3 protein-coding genes are annotated in these 2665 nt (G+C 69.0%); all 3 read left to right on the top strand.

The window, feature by feature from the left end; genetic code table 11:
- The first annotated feature begins 74 nt into the window (after positions 1-74).
- The 3 genes from gmk to metK all read left to right on the top strand — a co-directional run bounded on the left by gmk (position 75) and on the right by metK (position 2609).
- Positions 75-980: a guanylate kinase gene (gene gmk, locus QZV84_RS06200; RefSeq protein ID WP_292827117.1), complete on the top strand. Its 906-nt coding sequence runs from the start codon at positions 75-77 to the stop codon at positions 978-980.
- 62 nt (positions 981-1042) lie between these two features.
- Positions 1043-1297, top strand: coding sequence for a DNA-directed RNA polymerase subunit omega (gene rpoZ / locus QZV84_RS06195; protein ID WP_292826929.1), 255 nt, complete (start codon positions 1043-1045; stop codon positions 1295-1297).
- Positions 1298-1415: 118 nt separating this feature from the next.
- Entirely contained in the window at positions 1416-2609 is a 1194-nt protein-coding gene (metK, locus tag QZV84_RS06190; protein ID WP_292826926.1) for a methionine adenosyltransferase, read from the top strand.
- Positions 2610-2665 lie beyond the last annotated feature (56 nt).

Genomic DNA, 2665 nt, shown 5'->3' with positions numbered 1-2665 from the left:
ATGGGGCTCCGCCCCAAACCCCCGGTTCGCTGACGCGCCCCCCTGATGGGGCTCCGCCCCAAACCCCCGGTTCGCTGACGCGCCCCCCGCAAGTCGACCGAGTGGAGGCGTCCCGCAAGGCCGTCGCCGCCCGACGTGCACGGGCCGCACTCAAGCGCGATGTCAGGATGCGCGTGATCACCCCGCAGGAGCTGCTGCGCCGCGCCCTCGCCGACCCGGCATCGCCCGCCGGGACGATGCGCGTGACCGAGTTCCTCACCAGCCTCCCCGCGATCGGCGAGGGTAAGCGCGACCGCATCCTCGCCGACCTGGAGATCTCTCCGGTCAAGCGGCTCGGCGGCCTCGGTGCGCGCCAGCGCCGCGCGATGCGCGAATTCCTCGACGCACGGTGGCCCGAACAGAGCGCTCGCGGCAGACGCAGCCGGCTCGTCGTGCTCGCCGGACCCACCGCGGTCGGCAAGGGCACCGTCGCCGCCCACATCAAGGAGCACCACCCCGAGATCATGCTGTCGGTGTCGTCGACGACGCGCCCACCGCGTCCGGCCGAGGTCGACGGCGAGCACTACTTCTTCGTCGACGACGCCGAGTTCGATCGCCTGATCGCCGAGGGCGAGCTTCTCGAGTACGCCACGGTCCACAACAGCTATCGCTACGGCACCGCGCGCCGGCCGATCGAGGCCGCGCTCGAGGCCGGTCGGACGGTGCTGCTCGAGATCGACCTGCAGGGCGCTCGCCAGGTGCGGGCCGCCGAACCCTCGGCGACGCTGGTGTTCCTGCTGCCACCGAGCTGGGACGAGCTCGTGCAGCGGCTCGTGGGCCGTGGGACCGAGGGTGACGAGGAACGCGCCCTTCGGCTGCGGACCGCGAAGGGCGAGCTCGCCGCTCAGAACGAGTTCGATTTTCGGGTCGTCAACGCCGACGTCGCATCGGCGGCCCGGGAGGTCGTAGAATTGATACAGTCGCCCGAGCGTTCGTCTTAGCGCGCCCGCGGGCTTGCACATACTTCGCCGACATACACCGCACCAAACCAGGAGGTTTCGCCGTGGCCGGAACGAACAACGGAATCATCGATCCCCCCATCGACAGCCTGCTCGAGAAGGTCGATTCGAAGTACCAGCTCGTCATCTACGCGTCCAAGCGCGCGCGCCAGATCAACGATTACTACTCCGACCTGCACGAAGGCAACCTCTTCGACAACGTGGGCCCGCTCGTCGACTCGACCGTCGAGGACAAGCCCCTCACGATCGCGATGCACGAGATCCACGAAGACAAGCTTCGCCTCCGCGCCGCCGAGTGATCATCAGGCGTGCTGACCGCCGCGTGTGAACGCACGAGGCGGCCGTCCAGGCCGTGTTCGCCAGGGCGGGCACACTTGTGGCAACCCGCCCTCGACACCGCTACCACCTGGAGCATCGATGACCGAACTGCGCCTGTTCACCTCCGAGTCCGTGACCGAGGGGCACCCTGACAAGATCTGTGACCAGATCTCGGACAGCATCCTCGATGCGCTCCTCGCGGAGGACCGGAACAGCCGCGTCGCGGTGGAGACGCTCGTCACCACAGGCCTGGTCCATGTCGCCGGCGAGGTGCGCACGGCGGCGTACGTCGACATCCCCGGCATCGTTCGCAAGGTCGTCAACCGCATCGGCTACACCTCGAGCGACACCGGCTTCGACGGTGATTCCTGCGGCGTAACCATCTCGATCGGCGAGCAGTCCAGCGACATCGCCACGGGCGTCGACACGGCGCACGAGCACCGCGAGGGCGGATCCATCGACCCGCTGGACGCACAGGGAGCCGGCGATCAGGGCCTCATGTTCGGCTACGCGACGAACGAGACCCCTCAGCTGATGCCGATCGCGATCTGGACTGCGCACCGCATCGCGGAGCGGCTCGCCGAGGTCCGTCGCTCCGGCGCCCTGCCGTTCCTGCGCCCCGACGGCAAGACCCAGGTGACGATCGGCTACGAGGGCACCACGCCCCGCACGATCGAGACCGTCGTGGTATCCACCCAGCACAATCCCGACATCTCGCTCACCGCGCTCCGTGGCGCCGTCGATGCCGAAGTGATCGCGCCCGTGCTGGCCGAGACCGGCCTCGACATCCGACGCGCGCACTCGATCATCAATCCCGCAGGCCCCTTCGTCATCGGCGGACCGAAGGGCGACGCCGGGCTGACCGGTCGCAAGATCATCATCGACACGTACGGCGGCGCCTCACGCCACGGCGGCGGAGCGTTCAGCGGCAAGGACCCGTCGAAGGTCGACCGGTCCGCCGCGTACGCGATGCGCTGGGTCGCGAAGAACGCCGTGGCCGCGGGCCTGGCCGATCGGCTCGAAGTTCAGGTCGCCTACGCGATCGGCAAAGCCAACCCCGTGGGGCTCTACGTCGAGACGTTCGGCACCGGTCATCTCGACGACGAGGCCATCACGCGCGCGATCCTGGACGTGTTCGACCTGCGCCCGAAGGCCATCATCTACGAGCTCGACCTACTGCGCCCGATCTACGCGCAGACGGCGGCGTACGGCCACTTCGGTCGCGAACTGCCCGACTTCACGTGGGAGCGCACCGACCGCGTCGACGATCTGCGCGCAGCCGCCGGTCTGTGACCCCCGCTCCGCCTCTCGGCGGGGCATCTCACCCCGCTCCGCCTCTCGGCGGGGCA

Origin of the sequence: Microbacterium sp. (assembly GCF_011620715.1) — a bacterium.
Classification (GTDB): Bacteria; Actinomycetota; Actinomycetes; order Actinomycetales; family Microbacteriaceae; genus Microbacterium.
The sequence above is the reverse complement of the archived record's forward strand: the minus strand, read 5'-3'. Positions and strand labels throughout refer to the sequence as shown.

Coding starts and splice junctions, on each gene's coding strand:
- metK (WP_292826926.1), top strand. CDS start 1,416: ATGACCGAACTGCGCCTGTTCACCTCCGAGTCCGTGACCGAGGGGCAC.